Source organism: Pseudanabaena cinerea FACHB-1277, assembly GCF_014696345.1.
In the GTDB taxonomy this organism is placed as follows: Bacteria; Cyanobacteriota; Cyanobacteriia; order Pseudanabaenales; family Pseudanabaenaceae; genus Pseudanabaena; species Pseudanabaena cinerea.
The window spans coordinates 1-21,502 of the sequence record NZ_JACJPY010000078.1; the positions used below are offsets into that span (position 1 = coordinate 1).

9 protein-coding genes and 1 pseudogene are annotated in these 21,502 nt (G+C 46.1%); 4 read left to right on the plus strand and 6 right to left on the minus strand.

Annotated features, from left to right (window positions below; all coding sequences use genetic code 11):
- Nucleotides 1-142: 142 nt before the first annotated feature.
- Nucleotides 143-658, plus strand: coding sequence for a 2'-5' RNA ligase family protein (locus tag H6F44_RS18270; protein WP_242016642.1), 516 nt, complete (start codon nt 143-145; stop codon nt 656-658).
- Nucleotides 659-661: 3 nt separating this feature from the next.
- On the opposite strand, the gene phnE is transcribed toward H6F44_RS18270, so the two are convergent.
- The 4 genes from phnE to H6F44_RS18290 all read right to left on the minus strand — a co-directional run bounded on the left by phnE (nt 662) and on the right by H6F44_RS18290 (nt 4,973).
- Nucleotides 662-1,468 carry a phosphonate ABC transporter, permease protein PhnE gene (gene phnE / locus H6F44_RS18275; protein WP_407681878.1) on the minus strand — a complete coding sequence of 269 codons (807 nt, stop codon included), beginning with the start codon at nt 1,466-1,468 and terminating at the stop codon, nt 662-664.
- Complete coding sequence (locus H6F44_RS18280; RefSeq protein WP_190352468.1) at nt 1,465-2,244, minus strand: phosphonate ABC transporter ATP-binding protein; 780 nt, start codon at nt 2,242-2,244, stop codon at nt 1,465-1,467. Before H6F44_RS18280 ends, phnE begins: the two co-directional genes overlap by 4 nt.
- Nucleotides 2,245-2,459: 215 nt before the next feature.
- On the minus strand, nt 2,460-3,479 hold the full coding sequence (locus H6F44_RS18285) for a phosphate/phosphite/phosphonate ABC transporter substrate-binding protein (RefSeq protein WP_199302189.1): 1,020 nt from the start codon (nt 3,477-3,479) through the stop codon (nt 2,460-2,462).
- A gap of 285 nt (nt 3,480-3,764) precedes the next feature.
- Nucleotides 3,765-4,973: a GAF domain-containing protein gene (locus tag H6F44_RS18290; RefSeq protein WP_206754472.1), complete on the minus strand. Its 1,209-nt coding sequence runs from the start codon at nt 4,971-4,973 to the stop codon at nt 3,765-3,767.
- Between the two features lie 181 nt (nt 4,974-5,154).
- Between H6F44_RS18290 and H6F44_RS18295 the strand changes: the two genes are divergently transcribed.
- Nucleotides 5,155-7,707: an O-antigen ligase family protein gene (locus H6F44_RS18295; protein WP_190352470.1), complete on the plus strand. Its 2,553-nt coding sequence runs from the start codon at nt 5,155-5,157 to the stop codon at nt 7,705-7,707.
- Nucleotides 7,708-7,799: 92 nt separating this feature from the next.
- Here H6F44_RS18295 and H6F44_RS18300 read toward each other — a convergent pair whose 3' ends face one another.
- Nucleotides 7,800-8,837: a nuclease-related domain-containing protein gene (locus H6F44_RS18300; protein WP_190352471.1), complete on the minus strand. Its 1,038-nt coding sequence runs from the start codon at nt 8,835-8,837 to the stop codon at nt 7,800-7,802.
- A gap of 93 nt (nt 8,838-8,930) precedes the next feature.
- On the minus strand, nt 8,931-11,078 hold the full coding sequence (locus H6F44_RS18305; protein ID WP_190352472.1) for a polyribonucleotide nucleotidyltransferase: 2,148 nt from the start codon (nt 11,076-11,078) through the stop codon (nt 8,931-8,933).
- Nucleotides 11,079-11,626: 548 nt separating this feature from the next.
- Here H6F44_RS18305 and rpoB point away from each other — a divergent pair.
- Nucleotides 11,627-14,929 (plus strand): DNA-directed RNA polymerase subunit beta, encoded by a 3,303-nt coding sequence (gene rpoB / locus H6F44_RS18310; RefSeq protein WP_190352473.1) that lies wholly within the window; start codon nt 11,627-11,629, stop codon nt 14,927-14,929.
- 222 nt (nt 14,930-15,151) lie between these two features.
- Nucleotides 15,152-21,316, plus strand: a pseudogene (locus tag H6F44_RS24120) (DNA-directed RNA polymerase subunit beta').
- Nucleotides 21,317-21,502 lie beyond the last annotated feature (186 nt).

Consider the following 21,502-nt stretch of genomic DNA (forward strand, 5'->3'; position numbering starts at 1 on the left):
TGGCGGCGCTCTGCGCCGCCACGCAATTCTAATACAAGTTACTTTAGCTATACTTTATGCAAAATGATGAAATATCCCCTAAAAAGTTACACCTCCTGTAATGAACCAAAAATTTTTTATCGCGTTGTTGCCCCCTGCTTCTATGCAAGATGAAGTTAGGCAAATTCAATATGATTTCCGCGATCGCTACAGCGCTCAAGTCACACTCAATTCTCCACCTCACATCACCCTAATTCCTCCATTTGAATTGTCAAGCGATCGCCTCGAACCATTACAAATAGAGCTAGAGAGATTTGCTAAAACACGATCGCCCTTTACGATCAATCTATCAGGATTTGCGGCTTTTCCACCCCGCGTTATTTATCTCAATGTCTTATCCAATCCAATCCTGCCAAATCTCTATGTAGATATGGCGGCTACCCTTGCCAACAATCTCGACATTCACGATCCCTATGCTTCTAGACCCTTTGTGCCACATATGACCGTTGCTTTTCGCGACTTAACTCCTGAAAACTTTGAACAGGCTTGGGCAGAATTTAGCGATCGCCAGATTAAGTTTGAGTTTGAAGTGATTAATCTGACTCTACTAGCCCATGATGAGCGGAGATGGAATGTTTTATCGAATTTTCCATTGATCAGCAAGCGCGATCGCGATTAAGTTTTAATCAGATTTGAACTTATTCCTTAATTGACTGCTGATAGCATCGATACTAGTCACTACCACCAACAGCACCAACATCATTGTCATGGCTTTGTTATATTCAAATCCACGAATATAACTCACTAACTCGAAGCCAATGCCCCCCGCACCGACCACTCCTAAAACCGAGGCGGCACGGATATTGTATTCAAACATATAGAGTGTATAGCCGAGACATAGGGGCAATACCTGCGGCATGATCCCATATTGAGCAATCTGCCACCAAGAGGCGCGACCCACTTGCAAAGACTCTAGCGATCGCTTATCTACGGACTCGATCGCCTCTTGATAAAATTTAGCTAAATAACCAATCGTATAAATTCCTAAAGCCAAAGTTCCCGCAGGCGCACCTAAACCCGTTGCCGCCACAAAAAACAAACCTAAAATAATTGATGGCACTGAACGCACCGTATTTTGCATCAGATTTGCGAGCCAGCGCAACCATAATGGCGAAAGATTTTGCGCTGACAATAGGGCAAGCGGAATTGAAAGGATCGCCCCAATCGTTGTACCCCAGAGCGACATCTGCACCGTCTCAACTAGAGCCTTGATCGCCACATCCACAATGCTCAGATCAGGTGGCCAAAGTCGCAACAAAAAATCTGTCATGTAAGGCAGACTAGTTTGAATTAACTTGGGATCAATTTTTAAACCTTGTAAAGACCAAATATACGCCCAACCTAGACCGATAATAACTAAAACTCTGAATGCCCAGATATTGTAGCGGTTAGAGGCGTAGGGACGAATTCGATCAAAAAATTTCATTATGCGGCGTTAACGGACGGAACTAGGGAAAGCTTTTGCAGCTTGGCAAATTGACTATCCATATTTTGACAGTCCCCATCATACCAGACCTGCCCTTCTTGCAGAACGATCGCTCGCTGTGCGTATTGGGCAGCAAGGGCGAGATCATGCAGCACCACTACAACCGTTAAGCCTTTGCGATTCATTTCCTGTAGGCTAGTCATCACTTGATTGATGCCTGACACATCCAAGCCTGTAGTGGGTTCATCAGCTAACAAAATATGCGGTGACTGGATCAAAGTACGAGCGATCGCCACCCTTTGCCGTTGACCACCACTGAGTTGCCTAGCTTTTTGATAAATCTGTTCTTGCAGCCCCATTTTTTGGAGTAATTGCATCGCTACACGGCGATCTCGCTTAGGAAATCCCCACAAGCTTTGCCATGTATTGAGTTCTCCTAGACAGCCACAGAGGACATTATCTAAGCAGGAAAGTTGATCGACTAAGCCGCCCCCTTGCACCAGAAACCCCACATTCTTCCGAACTTCGTCAACCAGTTTAGGCTGCACGGTCGTGCCACAGATCTGAATTTCGCCCTGACTAACGGGAACTAATCCCACTAGCGATCGCAAAAGGGTTGATTTCCCTGCGCCATTCAGTCCTAGCAGCGCCACAAACTCGCCGTGATTAATTTTCAAATCAATTCCATTCAAAATGGGACGCTTTAAGGTGGATTGATAAGGGGTGCGAAGATTGTGACAGGCGATCGCTGGTGACTTGTTTTCTGATATGGGTTCCATGATTTTGAGTATTTGAGATTTGAATTAAATGTGTAGAAAAAGTTAAATCAATTTGGGGGATGGGGGATGGGTAATGGGTAATGGGGGATGGGTGATGGGGGATGGGTAATGAGTAATGGGGGATGGGTGATGGGGGATGGGTAATGAGTAATGGGTAGTGTTTTTTAATCAATCACCAATCACCAATCACCAATCACCAATCACCAACTTGGTATCTAAGGTTTCAGTCCAGCCCGTTGAATAGCAGTTCGCATCGTTGCCAAATGTTGTTCGTGATCGACTTTGACTAACTCGGTGGAGTTGTAGAGACTGCGGAATAACTCTTTATTCTCTGGTTCATTCAGCTTCAAAAAAGCATTAATCAACTTTTCGCGTTGATCCGCAGGCACGCTATCATCAATGGAAATGCCATGGGCAGGCACATTAGGAACTGGGTGCAGTACCCGCAATTTCTTGCCCTCTTCTTCGGTAATCCAAGGTGGCAGTAACGCATATTCCGAAACTACTGCCACATCAGCCTGTTCGCGCAACAATGCTTGTAAGGCGCTGCTATAGCCGTCTCCATAGGTCACTTTGCCAAAAAACTGCTCTAGGCGATCGGGTCCGTCCACAAACTTCAGACCCACCAGTTCGCTGACAGGAAAGATGAACCCCGAACCAGAGGAACGTGATGTGAAAGCCATACTTTTACCACGCAACTGTTCAAGGGTTTGTGTAGGATCTGCCAAGGTTTTTAATGGACTATCGACTGGTACGACAAAGATCGAGTTATAGGTTTTACCGCCCGAATAGTCAGCTCGCACCTCGGCTAAGTACATTTTTGCGCCCGATAGTAGTTCTGCTTTGAGAGCGGCGCGACCACTAACAAAGGCAACATTGGCGCGATTCGCCTTGAGTGCTTCTACGGAGGCAGTTTCATCAGCGATGATCCCTTTCACAGGGATGCCCATCTCTTTGGATAAAATTGCTGACACCTTATCGACTTTAGTTTGTAAGTCCGTGGTGTCACGACGGGTTGCAAAGGCGATCGTTATTTCCTTAAGCGGAGCCTGTGCGGTTTCAGTGGGAGTTGCTTTAGTTTCTTTGGTTGGTTCTGTAGCTGGGGCAGGTGTCTGAGCCGCATTAGGCTGAGATGGAGGATTGGGGCTATTTCCTGTGCAAGCTGTTAAGCCGATTAAGGATACTAACCCTGCAACTACGGCAAGATTAGCAGGTAAACATGAAATTTTTTTCATTGGTTTTTTGAAAAACGGTCACTACACTAAAAAGAATTACTTGCAATAACTAATGAATTTAGCTTAAACCTATTTGAGAATTAAAGTCAATAATCTGTGGGCAATTTATAGCTTTTTCGTTTCGCCAATTGTTGCCCCCAAATTAAAGTCCAAGTAATATTGGTAAATATTCTTTAAAATCATATAAAATAGCCGTAAATAACGGCGAATATAGCCACAAGGTCAGAGCGATTTATGAATTACGCCTAGGCTAGAGTCAGGGTTTCCAGTCCTTTTGCATAGCTTTTAGAGAATATCTCGATTTGAGGTTGACTGCAAAACTTTGGCTATTTCTGTCACAGCCTTCTGGGCTGATTGTGAGAGATTTTCTGATTGGAGAACATCAAGAATTTGCCGAAATTCATCTCGGGATTTTACTAGTTGCTGTAGCTGCGATCGCAAGGTGACAATTTCATGGACTTTTTGTTGTAGGTCATCAATCAAGACAATGACTTTCTGCTGAAGATATTTCACCTTTTCTTCAGTAGAGCCATAATGTGGTTGAGTAATATTTTCAAGAATATCTTCTTCGGTTTTTGACTCTGCATCTATGAATTCATCTTCCACTCCAACTGATTGCTGATCAAAATATTGTTCTAGCCTCTGCATTGCGCGATTAATCCCTTGATTGAGAATATTGTCGGAGGTAGACAAGGCTCCATTTTGATTAGCAATTTCTGGATCTTCTATCAGACCAAAACTATTAATAATGGCAATTTCTGTAGCCATCGTATCTGCGTTTGCAAGCATCTCATCGGATATCACAACCCTAGTACATTGCAATTCATCCATATCATCTAAATCGTCCAACTCGATTAGCTGCATATTTGGAACGAAATCGCACGAATTGGGAATGGTCGCTGAAAGTTGATGGTGATATGTAGATTGGTGATTGTGGTTGAGCGATCGCATTTTTGCAGAACGCATGAGCAGTGACCAATATTGTAGACATTCGCCGAGAGCTTGGGTTATTTCCCAAAAACCTGCGGTTTCTTCGGGTTGCCATTGTTGGGGATGTTGACATTGTGCGATCGCTATGCCCCAGACATAACTTTGGCTGTCGGAGTCGGGGCAGTCAAATAAAATTGGCGCAGATATCATGCCTCGCACTAGGGTTGATTGCCATTGGTGATGTATTGATAGAGTTTCGGTTATTTCTGAGGTATCGGCAAAGGTGATGGCGCGATCGCGGGGAAAGCTGATAAAACTATCTACCCCAAAATATTGAATAGGATAAATATTATTTTTAATCGCTTGACAATCAGAAGATATCGCTTCTACCAAGACCTTGAGTTGTTGGGGGGCGATCGCTCGGCAGACTGCCACTCGATCCACGTTTAGTTTTTCCCCGACCTCGGTCAAAAATATTCGCAGGAGTTGCTCGACACTTTCACTGGCTAACATATCAGCAATTGCTGAAGCAAAAAACAATGGCTGATCAGCTTGCCTAGACAATGAAAAATCTCTCATAAATCGATGATCTACGCCAATTTGTATTTTGGTATTAGTGATAGCATGGGGCGCTATGGGTGACAATTTTCAGCTAGCATTTTTCTATTAGCATCTTTCTATGATATCGAAAAATTTCTCAAATTATCAGTGAATCTAAATTTTATAAGTATAGTATGAGCATAGTATGAGTACAGGTGGTTTAATTGTTCAATTAGGTATTGCCGCCTATATTTTATTTACCTTACTCCCTGATAGCAGTACCCAAATGGTGGCTTTTCCTTGGGTGTTGCTCTGGCAAGTTGGTTTATTGTGCTTTGCGATCGCCGCACTATTGAAACTATGGCGATGGGATCAGCCTTTTTATTTATTAGGCAATGGCTTGGACTGGGCGATCGGGACGGGAGTAGTAACGTTAGGCTTGTCGACCATATTTTCTCAATTTCCCGATCAATCGATGTGGTATAGCCTGACCGCCTTTGGCTATGCGATCGCCCTCTATGTAACTAACAATCTGTTGCATCGAAGAGGTGCTGATATTTTGCCAGTTTTAAGATTTCAGGGCATCTTAGGGATGCTCGTAATCATCGAAAGCTTAGGACTATGGATCACGCAGTCTTGGCTACCACAATTAAATAAATTTGCGAAGTTGCAGGCATGGGGACTAAACCTTAGCTACGACTTTAGTGATATTGAGTCGCGCAATGGCTTTCCGATGGGACATCAGAACTATGTGGCGGGTTTTTTGATGTTGGTATTGCCTTTGTTGATGGGTTTGGCAATCATGGCGGTGAAGAGGCGATCACGCCTCCTTTGGCTAGGGGCGATTGGTTTAGGATTAGTTGATCTCTACACGACTAGCTCACGGGGGGGCTTTTTGGGCTTGGGGGCAATGGTGATCTATGGCATCATTTTGGCACTTTGGCATTATCGCCATCAACGCATTTTGGTAATAGGGGGCAGCATAGGCGCGATTGTGGGGTTAGGAATATTAATCAATGCCAATAATCGTCTGCGATCGCTAATTGTGGGATTAATCAATAGTTTTGGTAGCAATCCTGCACAGGGTGGCGGCGAATTATTTTTTCGGGCGATCGCGGCGGATGTGGGTTGGCGCATCGGACTAGAGCATTGGCTATTTGGGGCGGGGGCTGGCTCGGTGGTGATGCTTTATCAACAATATCGCCCCGACTGGGCGGCGCGTGAGGCGGAAATTTTATTTCAACTCCATAGTACACCCGTGCATCTGTGGGCAGAACTAGGCTTGGGCGGCGTAATCACGGTTTTGTGTTTGCTAGTGGCGATCGCCAGTTTTTGGATCAAATTACATTGTTCCCAGACTTGGCAAAGCCAGCCCCAACATCAAGTGATTACCTATGCCCTATTTGCTAGTCTCTTGGGCTATGGCGTATTGGCAATTACCGACTATCAGCTTGATGTACCAGCGATCGCAGGGGGATTGGTGGTGATCTTGGCAATGCTGGCTTATTTGGGACAGATCCATACAGGCGACTGGGTTGCCCTTGGTAATCACAAGCAACCACGTTTTTGGTTGGCAATGCTTGCCACTGTTTATTTGTTTGGGGCGATCGCTTGGCTAGTTCCTGTCAATCGCGCCTGGCAAGCTTCTAGCGTGGGGTTCATTTATCTGGCAAGGGCAAAAAATCTCCTAGCCGAAACGACTGCCGCCGAAATTACTACCGCTTTGCCAGAGGTTAACGATCTAGTCAATAAATTTCAAGAACGGCTCAAATTAGCTCATCAACTTGCACCTTGGGAACCCTATTATCCCTATCAATTAGGTTGGAATCTTGCAGATTTGGCTGTGGGTATGGGCAATCAAAAAGAACCCCAAGTGCAAGCTTGGCAACAGGAAGGGTTAACTTGGATTAAAACCGCGATCGCCGTTAATCCTCACAATGAGGCAATGTACAATGCGGCGGCGTGGTTGAGCTATCAGCAAGGACTTTTTGCCGATGCCGAAACCTATTTTCGCCAAGGTTTGCAATTGCATCCGCTCAAGCGATCGCTCTCCTTTGGGTTAGGGCTGAGCCTGCTGCGTCAGAATAAGGTGGATCAGGCGATCGCCGCGATGGTCAATGAAGTGATCCATGATCCCATATTTATCACCAGTCCCATTTGGAATAATCCGAGCTTGCAGCCCCTCTATCCACAAATTGTCACTCAAGTTGAAAGCGCCTACAGCAACGCCCTCAACCAAGCGCCATCCAATCCATCGGCATTATTAAAACTTGCCTCCTTGCATTGGTGGATTGGGAAGCCCGATGCTGTGAATGAACTAGAGCGATCGGGCGGTAGCGCGAAGCTACTTGCTGATGCCATTAAAAACGATCGCAAGGCGCTATCATCAGTTCTGCAAAATCCCCAAACCGCCCTAGAGCTAGTTATTGCCGCTTGGCTAACCCCCGAACAACGCCCCCAGCTTTTGGAACGCGCCTATGTATTTGCCACCGCGCAGCCCTTGCTAGAAAATGATGGAATGGCAATAGCGATTATGAAAGCAATGGGCGATCGCATGGGACAGGTTCCAAATTTTGATCAATGGTTGCGGAGTCCTGTTCCTGACAATAGTCCTTTGGTAATGAATTATCGGCGTGCGCGGGTGGGCTTTGGTGTCGTTAGTCGCCATATCGATGGCGTGATCCCTGTTGACTTCTTCAATGTCAGCGATCGCGCCGAAATATCGCTCTTTCTAAGGGACTTATTTCCTATCCTTTAAAGGTGATGGGTGATGTTGTTAATCAATGCCCAATCCCCAATCCTAATTGCTCAAATCCCTTGCCATGTCTAGCCCTATCTTTAGAGATACCATCAAGGAGAAGAATTCATATACAATAGCCTTGAAGTATTACACTTCTCACATTCTGTAAAAAATGCCAACCCCTGTTTGCGAGTTTTCTCGCGATCGCCACAAGTTGGGCAGATATTTTTAATAGCCGTATTTTTACCACAATCATTGCACTTGAAAAAGTAACTACGCACATACAAAATAGATAGATTCTTGCTATGGCAATGGGGGCAAGTATTTTGAGGGATATTTGAAGCTGTGGGTTTAGCAACTTCTTTAACCGTCTTAATCGGTTTGAAAACAGAGTCTGCTGGTTTAGGCTTGTTGTTATGTGAAATTACTGTGTTTTTTATTGGTGAAATAGGCGATACATGGGATTGATTATGCTGAGCGATAGTTGAGGTACTTGGCTTAATCGCTTGATGATGACTTAGTAAAAATTGGCTGATTCGCTGAATTTCATTCTTGTTAAATTCATAAATAATCTCTAAACTAAGATTCAACAAGCTATCTTTCTTTCGGTAATTTGCGGCAATTTCTCTGGTTTTGTCAGATATTTGATCTGCTTTACACACTTTTTCTAGTTTGTCATTTTTAGGGCGATTAATAATGCCAGAATCTGATACCGCAACTAAAACATCTATCGGCATTCTTGTAAAATGCACCTGTTTCCCTAAAATGTTTTTATTTAATAAAATCCCAACGTTATCTTCTAGATAATCTTTCAGGAATTTGCCCTGTCGTTGTGCTTGTAAAATAGGAGAAGGCATTCCCTGCCAATCATTATTAAACCAACGCTTCCACTCACCTAACTCATTGACTGCAATTCGAGTTGTGACACTCTTACTTTCGATAATGATTATTCCGTAACGGTGCAAAACTAGATGATCAATTTGACAAGTATCCCCAGACTTACTCAGACGCAAATTATTGAAAATCAAAAATTGCGGATCATCTTTAAACTCGCGCTTGAGATAGAAAGCTAATTGAGACTCTGCTCTATAACCAGCTTGCTCAAACCGATCCCTAGATTCTAATTGCTCCAACTCTTTGATTATCATAGATTTATTCCCTAAATCCCTTGCAGGTTTTGCTTTACAAAAATAAACATAAAAAAGGGAATAGCCGCACCGCGGCTATTCCCTTTTTTATGTTTACTCGGCTGAGGCTGCCGCCGCAGTTCTAGCCGCCGCCGCTTCATCGGGGTGGATGCCCAAACGGGTTAGGTTAAAACGACCGCGATTGTCCACCTCACGGATCTTGACGAGAATTTCGTCACCGACAGCAACTTCGTCTTCCACCTTACCCACTCGTCCTTCCGCCAGTTGCGAGATATGCACCATGCCCTCCTTGCCTGGCAAAAATTCCACAAACGCACCAATGGGAATAATGCGAGTGACCTTACCCAGATAGACATCCCCAGAGCCAACACGGCGGGTCATGTTTTCGATAATGCGCTTAGCCTTGAGCGCACCTTCACCACTCATCGAAGAAATCATCACCGTACCATCGTCTTCGATATCGATTTTGGCTCCCGTCTCCTCTGTAATCCCTTTGATGTTTTTACCACCAGGACCAATGATCATGCCGATTTGTTCAGGATCAATGCGAATGGTCAATAGGCGCGGTGCGTAGGGAGATAGCTGCGGTCTAGGTGATGGCAACATTTCTAACATCTTAGTCATAATGTGAGTACGCCCTGCCTTCGCTTGAGTAATGGCACTGCGAACTGTATCCATAGAGATGCTGGTGATCTTCATGTCCATTTGCAGCGCGGTAATCCCTGTATCGGTTCCTGCAACCTTAAAGTCCATGTCACCCAAGAAGTCTTCGATACCTTGAATATCAGTCAAAATTCTGACTTCATCACCTTCCTTGATCAATCCCATTGCCACACCACTTACAGGCTTAGTGATCGGTACACCTGCATCCATCAGTGCCAGCGTGGAACCGCAAACAGACCCCATGGAGGTTGAGCCGTTGGAAGACAAGACTTCTGATACTACTCTCAATATATAAGGGAATTTATCCTTGGGGGGTAACACTGGCTCAAGGGCGCGTTCGGCTAAAGCGCCATGACCGATTTCACGACGACCAGGCGATCGCATTGGCTTTGCCTCCCCAACTGAATAGGGCGGAAAGTTGTAATGGTGCATATACCGCTTTTTGGCATCGGGATGCAGATCGTCAAGTTCTTGAGCATCCCCTGGTGTGCCGAGGGTGACAATAGATAGGACTTGTGTCAGCCCACGGTTGAATAAACTACTGCCATGAACGCGGGGCAGAACACCAACCTCCGTCCAAATTGGACGGACTTCATCCAGCTTGCGTCCATCAATGCGGACATTCTGCTCAATCACTTGCAAACGCATCAGTTTCTTGGTGATGTCCTTGTAGATGGCACTGACCACTTTTTTGTCAGCGATCGCCTTCACAGGATCTTCTTCAGGCAAAGCCTCGATCGCCGCCATCAATTCTTCCTTGATTGCATCAAGAGCCGCGTCACGCACATTACGATCTTTCTCGCAACTAGCGACAACCTGCGCCACCTTATCTTTGACAACGCCACTAATAAAATTCTCAAGGGTAGGATCTAGATCAGGAGGGGTCAGGTCAGGAGGGGCAATACCTAACTCCGCAATTAAATCAAGCTGTGCTTTAATCAATTCCTGTACTGCCTCATAGCCAAAATCGATAGCCTCGATCATGTCAGCTTCAGGCAGTTGGTTTGCCCCAGCTTCAACCATGATGATGCCTTCAGCAGTGCCAGCCACAACCAAATCCAAATCACCCGCCTCAATTTCGGCGTAGGTGGGATTGATGATAAATTCATCGCCCACTAAGCCAACGCGCACCCCCGCCATTGGTCCCATAAATGGCAGACCTGCAATTTGAGCGGCGATGGATGCCCCAGTTACGCCCAAAACATCAGGGGGAACCTTATCATCGATCGCCATCGTTGTTGCTACGATCTGCACATCATCGCGCAACCACCCAGGAAACAAAGGGCGCATGGGGCGATCAATCAACCGACAGGTAAGCGTAGCTTTTTCAGGTGGACGACCTTCACGCCGCAAAAAGCCTCCAGGGATACGACCTGCTGCATATAACCGTTCTTCGTAATCTACTAGCAGTGGCACAAAATCAACACCATCGCGAGCTGGACCTCTGGTAGCCGTCACTAAAATGGCGGTCTCACCACACTGCATCAATACAGAGCCACCTGCTTGCGGTGCAAATGTGCCAATTCTTAATTTAATTTCCCTGCCATAAAAAGGGATGGTTTTTGTTACGGCATCCATCTATAATCTTCTTCCGTTTTGACTTTTTTTCACTTTATTATTTGGCAATGTTAGCACTGATGTAGGATTGTCTGTTTCTTTCTAGTTTTTATTTCTAATTTTCAATGCTAGTTTCTGTGCGTTATTACGCAAAATTATGCAAAATTATGCAAAAAACGATTTTAACGGATTGTCGAATGAAGCGGCACTGGTTCCGCCCAATGAGGAGCAGAAAGTCTTATTCAGCAAGGAGTGTAGGAATCTGTTGTCAAAGCTGGTTAACGTGGTTTTTGAGCAAAAAGTGCCTGTACACCCTGTTTTTGTGTTAGGTTACTGCCATACAAGATTCTTTTAATTAAAACCATAACCCTTGCTATGCTTGGCTTTTACTTCCTCACTGGGCGGAACCAGTGCCAATGAAGCTTTACAACACTTATATGTTCCTTGTAACTAAAAAGTTCCATGAAAATCGCTTGACATCTAGCCATAACCTATTCTATTATAATGTGCTTATGTCTGAATGCAAACTAGACATATGATCCGCCCACTAAAACTGCAGTCATTAGTGCATGAATAAGCCTACTCTTGTTACTCCTGCCTTCGTTCTACCAGATCTTGTAGAAATTCAGCGGGAGAGTTTTCGATGGTTCCTAGAAGAAGGACTTATTGAAGAGCTTGAGAGTTTCTCGCCGATTACAGATTACACGGGCAAGATGGAACTCCATTTTATTGCCAAAGATTATAAACTCAAGCGACCCAAGTATAGCGTTGATGAGTCCAAGCGCCGGGATGCCACCTATGCTGTACAAATGTACGTTCCCACGCGACTGATCAACAAAGAAACGGGAGAGATTAAAGAACAAGAAGTATTTATCGGCGATCTGCCATTAATGACAGATCGCGGTACTTTTATTATTAATGGAGCAGAACGGGTAATTGTCAACCAGATTGTCCGTAGCCCTGGTGTTTACTACAAACAGGAAATCGATAAAAACGGTCGCCGCACCTACAACGCCAGTCTCATTCCCAACCGAGGCGCTTGGCTAAAGTTTGAGACCGATAAAAACGATCTGGTTTGGGTGCGAATTGACAAAACTCGCAAACTATCAGCACAGGTACTACTCAAAGCGATCGGGCTGAGTGATGCCGAAATTTTGGACGCACTCACCCACCGTGAGTATTTTCAAAAAACCATTGACAAGGAGGGGCAGTTTGATGAAGACGAAGCCCTCAAAGAACTTTACCGCAAGCTGCGTCCTGGTGAGCCGCCCACAGAATCAGGAGGTCGTGAGTTACTGCGATCGCGCTTTTTTGACCCCAAGCGTTATGATCTTGGCAAAGTGGGGCGCTACAAGCTCAATAAAAAATTGCGTTTAAATACCCCTGACACCGTGCGGGTATTGACCGAAAAAGACATTCTTACAGCCATTAATTACCTAATCAACCTCAAATTTGATATTGGTGAAATTGATGACATTGACCACTTAGGCAATCGCCGCGTTAGGTCTGTCGGTGAGCTATTGCAAAACCAAGTGCGGGTTGGTTTAAACCGACTCGAAAGAATCATTCGCGAACGGATGACCGTTTCTGACGTTGATGCCCTTACCCCCGCATCCTTAGTGAACCCTAAGCCTCTAGTTGCGGCGATCAAAGAATTCTTTGGTTCCAGCCAACTGTCGCAATTCATGGATCAAACCAATCCTTTGGCAGAGCTTACCCACAAGCGTCGTCTCAGCGCCCTAGGACCTGGAGGGCTGACCCGTGAGCGGGCTGGTTTTGCAGTGCGCGATATTCACCCTAGCCACTATGGTCGTATCTGCCCCATTGAAACACCTGAAGGTCCCAACGCAGGCTTGATCGGCTCTTTGGCAACTCACGCTCGTGTCAACCAATATGGATTTATCGAAACTCCTTACTACGCCGTAGAAAGTGGTCGGGTTCTCAAAAATCAAGAACCCATATACATGACTGCCGACGAGGAAGACGAGTTTCGGGTTGCCCCCGGTGACGTTGCCACCAACGATGACGGCTTTATCATTAATGAAATTATTCCCATTCGCTATCGCCAAGAATGGGGCAGTGCCTCCCCTGAAGAAATCGACTATGTAGCCGTTTCTCCCGTACAGATTATCTCTGTGGCAACGTCATTAATTCCGTTTCTGGAACACGATGACGCAAACCGCGCCCTCATGGGGTCAAATATGCAGCGTCAAGCCGTGCCGTTGCTGCGTCCTGAGAGACCCCTCGTTGGTACGGGCTTAGAAGCGCAGGCTGCTAGGGACTCTGGTATGGTAATCGTGTCGCGGGTTACAGGCGAAGTTACCTATGTATCCGCCGATGAGATTCGGGTGAAAGCCGATGATACTGGTATTGAGAGCATTTATCGCTTGCAAAAATATCAGCGATCAAACCAAGATACCTGCCTCAACCAGCGCCCTCTAGTTTGGGTTGGCGATAGTGTGGTCACGGGGCAAGTACTAGCCGATGGCTCAGCAACTGAGGGCGGCGAAATTGCTCTTGGGCAGAATATCCTAGTTGCCTACATGCCTTGGGAAGGATACAACTACGAAGACGCAATTTTGATCAATGAGCGCCTTGTAGTGGATGATGTTTATACTTCAATTCACGTAGAGAAATACGAAATTGAAGCCCGTCAAACCAAACTTGGTCCCGAAGAAATTACCCGCGAAATTCCTAACGTTGGTGAAGAAGCATTACGAAATCTTGATGAGCAAGGTATTATTCGTATCGGTGCTTGGGTAAGCTCTGGAGAAATCCTAGTTGGCAAAGTCACACCTAAGGGCGAATCGGATCAACCTCCTGAAGAAAAACTCTTGAGAGCAATTTTTGGCGAGAAAGCCCGTGATGTGCGCGACAACTCTTTGCGTGTGCCGAATGGTGAAAAAGGTCGAGTCGTTGATGTTCGCGTATTTACCCGTGAACAAGGCGATGAACTTCCCCCAGGCGCAAACATGGTAGTACGTGTATATGTTGCCCAAAAGCGCAAAATTCAGGTTGGCGATAAGATGGCTGGTCGTCATGGTAACAAAGGTATTATTTCCCGCATTTTGCCTAAGGAAGATATGCCATTTCTGCCCGATGGTACTCCCCTTGACATCGTGCTAAATCCCCTGGGCGTGCCTTCGCGGATGAATGTGGGTCAGGTGTTTGAATGCTTGTTGGGCTGGGCTGGTGAAAATCTCAACTCACGCTTTAAAGTTGTGCCATTTGATGAAATGTATGGCGAAGAGGCATCTCGTGAACTTGTTCATGGTCAATTGCAAGAGGCAACAGAGCGTCCTGGTAAGGAATGGGTGTTTAATAACAAAACCCCTGGTAAGCTTACCCTCTATGACGGGCGCACAGGCGAACCTTTTGATCAACCTGTCACCGTTGGCAAGGCCTATATGTTGAAATTAGTCCACCTTGTCGATGATAAGATCCACGCCCGTTCAACAGGACCTTACTCCCTAGTTACACAACAGCCTCTTGGTGGTAAAGCGCAGCAGGGCGGTCAGCGTTTTGGAGAAATGGAAGTATGGGCTTTGGAAGCATTTGGTGCAGCCTATATCCTCCAAGAGTTGCTCACGGTCAAGTCCGATGACATGACAGGTCGTAACGAAGCTCTCAATGCGATCGTTAAAGGTCATGCAATTCCCCGTCCTGGTACTCCCGAATCCTTCAAGGTATTGGTACGCGAGCTTCAGTCACTCTGTTTAGATGTATCGGTACACAAACTATCTGAAGATGGCAGCAATCAAGATACTGAGGTAGATCTGATGGTAGACACAGGCGCTCGCCGAACGCCCAATCGTCCTACCTATGAGTCAGTGTATCGAGGTGATATCAATTTTGATGAGGATGATGATTAATAATTAGCTGTTAGCAGTTGGCTATTAGCTGTTAGCTTTTGTAATATCCAAGCTAAATGCTAATAGCTAGAGGCTAAACCTTAATATCTAAATCGAGTTTGGTACTGCAATTCAGCGATTTGCTACGCAATGCAATCTAGCGCAATTCAATCATAAAAAAGCTAACAGCTAACCGCTAACAGCTTTCAACCTAAAGAACTTAATTTAAGGACGTTACAACGCATGGCGAAAGTGGAACAGCGATTTGACTATGTCAAGATTGGCTTGGCATCACCCGATCGCATTCGTAAATGGGGCGAACGAGTTTTGCCTAATGGTAGTTTGGTTGGTGAAGTAACCAAGCCTGAAACTATTAATTACCGTACTCTCAAGCCTGAGATGGACGGCTTGTTTTGTGAAAGAATTTTTGGTCCTGCTAAGGACTGGGAATGCCATTGCGGTAAATATAAGCGTGTGCGCCATCGTGGTATTGTCTGTGAGCGTTGTGGCGTAGAAGTAACGGAGTCGAGGGTGCGCCGCCATCGTATGGGCTTCATTAAGTTGGCGGCTTCAGTAACCCATGTGTGGTATCTCAAGGGGATTCCTAGCTACATGGCGACTCTATTGGATATGCCTCTGCGTGATGTGGAGCAGATTGTTTACTTCAACGCCTATGTGGTGATCAATCCTGGCATTCAGTCTGAGGTTGACGGGGTAATTGTTGCGGTCAATAGTCGCGAGATTCGTATTCGTGGTATCGATGGCATTGAAAGGGCTTACCACCTACATCCTAAGCATGTTTCGACCGTGGTTGAAGGTAAGGTGGTTGAGGCAGGTGAAGCGATCGCCAGTGCCTATGGTTTGAGCTATAAACAATTGCTGACGGAAGATCAATGGATTGACCTAGAGGATCAAATCTATGCCGAAGACCCCGTTCTAGACGGTATTGAGGTCGGTATTGGGGCTGAGGCAATTAAGCAGTTATTGCAAAATATCAACCTTGAGAAAGAAGCTGAGCGCCTGCGTACTGGCATTGAAGAGTCTAAGGGACAAAAGCGTGCCAAGTTAATCAAGCGACTGCGGGTGGTGGATAACTTTGTGGCAACGGGTTCTAAGCCAGACTGGATGGTTTTGGATGTAATTCCTGTGATTCCGCCCGACTTACGTCCGATGGTGCAGCTTGATGGTGGTCGCTTTGCCACAAGTGATCTCAATGATCTCTATCGCCGTGTCATTAACCGCAATAACCGACTAGCTCGTCTGCAAGAGATTCTTGCCCCTGAAATTATTGTCCGTAATGAAAAGCGGATGTTACAGGAGGCGGTGGATGCGTTGATCGACAATGGTCGCCGTGGCCGTACAGTGGTTGGGGCAAACAATCGCCCTCTCAAGTCTCTATCCGATATCATTGAAGGTAAGCAGGGGCGCTTCCGCCAAAACTTGCTTGGTAAGCGGGTTGACTATTCAGGACGCTCGGTCATTGTGGTGGGTCCAAATCTCAAAATTCACCAATGTGGATTACCTAGAGAAATGGCGATCGAGCTATTCCAACCCTTTGTGATTCATCGTATGATCAAAACTGGTCTAGTAAACAATATCAAAGCCGCTAAAAAGCATATCCAGCGCAACGATCCAGCCATTTGGGATGTACTGGAAGATGTGATTCGCGAGCATCCTGTCATGCTGAACCGCGCCCCAACGTTGCATAGATTGGGGATTCAGGCATTTGAACCAATGCTGGTCAGTGGTCGTGCTATTCAATTGCATCCTCTCGTATGTCCTGCTTTTAACGCCGACTTTGACGGCGACCAGATGGCAGTCCATGTACCGCTTTCGATTGAGGCTCAGGCTGAAGCCAGATTGTTGATGTTGGCATCAAACAATATTCTGTCGCCTGCAACAGGTCGACCTATTGTTACGCCCAGCCAAGATATGGTTTTGGGATGCTACTACCTCACCACTGATAATCCTTACCAGCAGAAGGGAGAAGGTCGCTATTTCTCTAATTTTGATGATGTGGTTATGGCATATCACCAAAGTGAGATCGCGATTCACGCAAGTATCTGGGTGCGCTTTGAGGGAGTTGTGGAAGGTCAAGGTGAAGAGAGAGAAGATGATGAGCCTAAAGTAACTACTTTTGAAGATGGTACTAAGGTTAAGGAATATGCTTTTCGCCGTACCCGTGAGGATGCTGACGGTAATCGGATCTCTCAGTACATCAAAACTACTCCAGGCAGAGTGATTTTTAATCAAGCTATTTATGCATCCCTAGCCAGTTAAGTAAAGGCAGAAGCAGGAAGATCAAAGAATGAAGTAACTTAGTCTTCGCTTTTATTTTCTATTCTGCCTTAGTTCTGCCGCCTTTTCCAAAAAATTCGATTAATTACTCAAAAGATTATTCTAAAGTTTAATACCATGGCAAATTTCACGACTAGCAGCAAGGATTCGCCTGAAGAGAATAAGCCCCAGCGTTTTCTCAATCGCACCATTGATAAGGGTCAGTTGAAGAAGTTGATCGCTTGGGCTTTTACCCATTATGGAACCACTAGCGCCGCTAATGTTGCTGATCAATTGAAAGCATTGGGATTCCGCTATGCGACTCAGGCGGGAATATCGATCAGTATTGATGATCTACAGGTTCCTGCTACGAAAAAGGCATTATTGGCAGCAGCAGAGCAGGAGATTGAGGAAACTGAGAGCCGCTATACTAGGGGCGAAATTACTGAAGTAGAACGATTCCAAAAGGTAATTGACACTTGGAATGTGGCTAATGAGAATCTGAAGGATGAGGTGGTTAAGAATTTCAAAAAGAACAATCCCCTCAATTCCGTTTACATGATGGCGTTCTCTGGAGCGCGGGGAAACATTTCGCAGGTGCGCCAGTTGGTGGGGATGCGTGGGTTGATGGCTGATCCTCAAGGGGAAATTATTGACTTACCGATTAAAACCAATTTCCGTGAGGGTCTAACTGTTACTGAATACATCATCTCTTCCTACGGGGCGCGTAAAGGTCTAGTTGATACGGCTTTGCGGACGGCTGACTCTGGATACCTCACCCGTCGTTTGGTGGATGTATCGCAGGACGTGATTGTGCGGGAAAATGATTGTGGCACGACCCGTGGCATTCGGCTCAAGGCGATGCGTGATGGGGAAAAGACGCTAATTAAATTGTCCGATCGCCTATTCGGTCGGGTTGCGGCGGAGGACATCATCGATCCGAAAACGGGTGAAGTGATCGTGATGCGAAATCAAGAGATCTCTGAGGATCTGTCTCTGGCAGTGGCGAAGTCGGGCGTGGAGGAAGTATGTGTGCGTTCAGCCTTTACCTGCGAATCTACGCGATCGGTGTGTCAGATGTGCTATGGCTGGAGCCTTGCCCATGCGGAATTGGTTGATATTGGCGAAGCGGTGGGGATTATTGCCGCGCAATCGATTGGGGAGCCAGGCACACAGCTAACTATGCGTACATTCCATACGGGTGGTGTGTTTACGGGTGAAGTGGCTGAGCAACAACGCGCTCCCTTTGACGGCACTATTAAATATAGTAAGAAGCTGAAGGTGCGCCCAATGCGTACCCGTCACGGCGAAGATGCTTTTATCGTGGAATCCAATGGGGACTTTACCCTTGAAGGTGCTGAGGGCAAGCGTAGTTATGCGGTTACTCAAGGTTCAACTTTATTGGTGCGTGAAGGTCAAAAAGTCACGACTAACCAAATGATGGCGGAGGTTTCGGCAACGGGTAAAACTTCGCGGAAAACTACTGAAAAAGCGACTAAAGCCCTAAATACGGGCTTAGCGGGTGAGGTGCTATTTTCAGATCTTGCCATTGAAGAAAAGAAAGACCGTCAAGGCAACACCAGCTATGTGGCTCGTGGTGAAAAAGGACGGGTATGGGTTCTCGCGGGTGAGGTCTATAACTTGCCTCCAGGTGCGGAGCCAACTGTTAAAAATGAGGCTCAGGTACAGGAAGGTGATGTACTGGCTAAGACGGAGCTAGTGACCGAGCATGGCGGTGTTGTGCGTCTTAGTGATGAGGATAGCCGCCACAATCGGGAAGTGGAAATTATTACTGCCTCTGTGGTGCTAGATCAAGCGATCGTTAAGGAGGAAAGCTATCAAGGGCGGGAGCATTATGTGCTGGAAACCCAGGGTGGTCAGAATTTCTCCCTTAAAGCATCTCCTGGAACTAAGCTGACGAATAATCAGGTGGTCGCGGAACTGATTGATGATACTTATCACACTAAGAGTGGCGGTATTATCAAATTTGCAGGGGTTGAGGTCGCTAAGCGCAGTAAAGGTAAGCAGGGCTATGAGGTCGTCAAGGGCGGCACGTTGCTTTGGGTTCCTGAAGAAACCCATGAGGTAAATAAGGATGCTTCGTTGTTGATGGTGGAGGAAAACCAGTATATCGATGCGGGTACAGAGGTGGTTAAGGATATCTTTAGCCAAACCGCAGGGGTGGTAGAGGTATTCCAAAAGAATGACATTCTGCGGGAAATTGTGATTAAGCCAGGGGATTTACACTTGGTCGATGATCCGCAAACGGCAATGCAGAAAAATGGTTCTCTGGCTTATCCTGGTACGGAAATCATGCCAGGCTTGACCACTGCGGAACTGCGCTATGTAGAATACCTAGATTCTACGGAGGGACCTGCTTTATTACTGCGTCCAGTAGAAGAATATCAAGTACCTGATGTGCCGACGGTTCCTAGTCAGGAATCGGTAAATCAGGAAGGACGATCCATTGGTTTACGCGCTGTGCAGCGTATTCCCTATAAGGATGGCGATCGCGTTAAGGCAATCGATAGCGTGGAACTGCTCAAAACCCAACTGTTGCTGGAGGTTGATACTGATGCGCCTCAGTTGGCGGCAGACATTGAGTTTATCCCCAACGAAAAAGATCCAGGTAGTTTGCGTTTGCAGTTGGTGATTTTAGAGTCATTGGTAATTCGTCAAGATACTTCAAGCGACCCCAGTCATAGCAACTCACGTACAAGGCTACTAGTAAATGATGGCGATCGCATTGAGCCTAGAGCCGTGGTGGCAAGGACAGAGATCCTCTGTAAACGCCCAGGACAGGTACGCGGCATTCGTCAAGGGTCTGAGGTTGTACGCCGATTATTGGTTGTTACCGAATCTGACTGCATTACCACAGATTGTCCGAACCCCTCAGTAAAACCAGGGGATCTGCTAAGGTCAGGGGATGAAATTGGCGCAGGAGTAATTACCAACGAATCAGGGCAAGTTCTCAAGGTCGAAGATGGCAAAGTTGTCTTCCGCATTGGTCGTCCTTACCTTGTATCCCCAGGAGCTTTGCTGCAAATTCATGATGCCGATTTAGTACAGCGCGGCGATAACATTGCCTTGTTGGTGTTTGAACGGGCTAAAACTGGAGACATTATTCAAGGTTTACCGCGAATTGAAGAACTTCTCGAAGCGCGTAAACCCAAAGAGATGTGCGTACTCGCCCGCACTTCTGGTACTGCCCAAGTAACCTATGACGCTGATGATAATCCTGAAGTTAAGATTTTGGGTGACGATGGTTCTTTGGATGATGACTATTCCTTCAATGCTGGACAAAGCTTGATCATTGGTGATGGTCAGCATATCTTGGCTGGTGAAGCCTTAACCGATGGGCCTGCTAACCCCCATGATATTCTCGATATCTATTTTCAAGCTTATAAAGGTTCCGTTGGTGTCAGACAGGCGGCTCTAATTGGGTTGCAGAAAGTACAGGAATTCTTGATGAATGAAGTCCAATCTGTATATCAATCACAGGGTGTGGATATTTCTGATAAGCACATTGAGGTGATCGTCAAGCAGATGACCTCCAAGGTTCGCATTGAGGATGGTGGTGATACTACTCGTCTTCCTGGTGAGCTTGTGGAATTACATCAGGTGGAACAGATCAATGAGGCGATGGAAATCACTGGTGGTGCGCCAGCAGACTATACGCCTGTGTTGATGGGTATCACTAAGGCAAGTTTGAATACGGATAGCTTTATTTCCGCAGCTAGTTTCCAAGAGACCACTCGTGTACTAACGGAAGCGGCGATCGAAGGTAAATCAGACTGGTTGCGCGGTTTGAAGGAAAACGTGATTATCGGTCGTTTGATTCCTGCGGGTACTGGCTTCAATGCTTACGATACGCCGATTGTCGAAGTTGACAATGGCTATGAGTCAGATCTTGGCTATGACGAAGAGGCGGATGATGTGATTATTGACGATCATACGGCGCGTAATTATCAAATCATTGAACCTCGTGTTGAGCCTATTCGTGTGATTGACAAGAAACCCCGCAGCCGTCGTCGTAGCTTTGATGATGAGCTAGTTGACGATGATGTGGAGTTTGATGATGATATGGATGATGATATGGATGATGATGACGACTTTGATGACGAAGAATAAATAAAAAATAGTGAAAAAAGGCGGTGCATTAGGCACTGCCTTTTTTTTCGCGAGGCTGAAATGTCCTTATAGCGCTTGTACTTAGCTTACTTTTCCCGTTAAGTATGAATTTGAGCAAGAAGCCAGCCCTGACAAAGTTCGCGTAAATTAGACCAGCCACGCCAGAGGACTTGAATACCAATGGGA